Genomic DNA, 1,452 nt, shown 5'->3' on the forward strand with positions numbered 1-1,452 from the left:
TGCGAGCGGTATTGAAGCTTATATGACACAAGAATTGTCAGAAGCGGTTAATCACGGTGATGATACCCCGGCTCGCGATGTTGTACTTTACGGTTTTGGTCGTATTGGCCGTTTACTCGCTCGTTTATTAATTGAACGTACGGGCAAAAGCAACAAATTGCGTCTGCGTGCCATTGTATTACGCGGTGGTAAAAAGGGCGATTTAGAAAAACGCGCTAGCTTGTTGCGTCGTGACTCGGTACATGGACCATTTAATGGCTCTGTCGAGGTTGATGAAGAAAACAACGCAATTATTGCCAATGGCACTTATATTCAGATTATTTACGCTAATTCTCCTGACCAAGTCGATTACACTCAGTATGATATTAAAGATGCGTTAATTGTCGATAATACTGGTATTTGGAAAGATGAAGAGGGTCTAGGTTTACACCTTAAAAGCCCTGGTGCTTCAAAAGTGTTGTTAACTGCACCCGCTAAAGGCGCCATCAAAAATATCGTTTATGGTGTTAACGAAAATGACATTCTTGATGAAGACACTATTGTCTCGGCGGCAAGCTGCACCACAAACGCTATTACGCCAGTATTAAAAGCGGTCAATGACAAATACGTTATTGAGAATGGTCATGTAGAAACTATTCACTCGTATACTAATGATCAAAATCTAATTGATAACTATCACAGTGCAGACCGTCGTGGACGCAGTGCACCGTTAAACATGGTTATTACAGAAACGGGTGCTGCCAAAGCTGTTGCTAAAGCGTTACCTGTATTAGCGGGTAAGTTAACCGGTAACGCGATTCGTGTTCCAACACCTAACGTGTCAATGGCAATTATTAGTGTTAATTTACAACACGAAACTAATCGTGATGAGCTGAATGAATACCTGAAAGATGTGGCATTGCAGTCAGGATTACAGAATCAAATCGATTTCACTGAGTCGACTGAAATTGTATCTAGTGACTTAGTCGGTTCACGTTATGCCGGAGTTGTTGATTCGCAAGCGACGATTGCAGAGGGTAAACGAGCTATTTTATACGTATGGTATGACAACGAATTCGGCTACAGCTGTCAGGTTGTTGGTGTTATGCAAAAAATGCTTGGTTTGACCACATTATCGTTGCCAAAAAGCTAATGTGTGACAAAGACTAACCATTGATGGTTGTGATAACGCGTAAAGCATACAAGCTTAATATCGCTGTTTATTGAGTACTTACCGTCATGTAAATCATGAAGCATCTCTTTGGAGGTGCTTTTTTATACGCGTTGTTAAATATTTAATCACAATGATGATTTATGCATCAAACAGTCATTATGTTGCAATAAATGTGTTTTTATTGATTGACTATCGGGACTAAAACGGTAGAATGCCATTCCGCAGTCAGGGGAAACTTCTTCTACTGTTAAGTTTGAAAGGCGATATCGTTCTGACAAATTTAGTAAAGGTTATAGGCG

Annotated in this window: 1 protein-coding gene; it reads left to right on the forward strand. The window is 40.4% G+C overall.

Translation table 11 applies throughout. The features are described from left to right. Positions 1-1,132, forward strand: a 1,132-nt coding sequence (locus tag H5202_RS22400) for a glyceraldehyde-3-phosphate dehydrogenase (protein ID WP_182773969.1), incomplete at its 5' end; no start/stop codon positions are given. Positions 1,133-1,452: the final 320 nt, after the last annotated feature.

This window comes from Shewanella sp. SG41-4 (genome assembly GCF_014164505.1).
Lineage (GTDB): Bacteria > Pseudomonadota > Gammaproteobacteria > Enterobacterales > Shewanellaceae > Shewanella.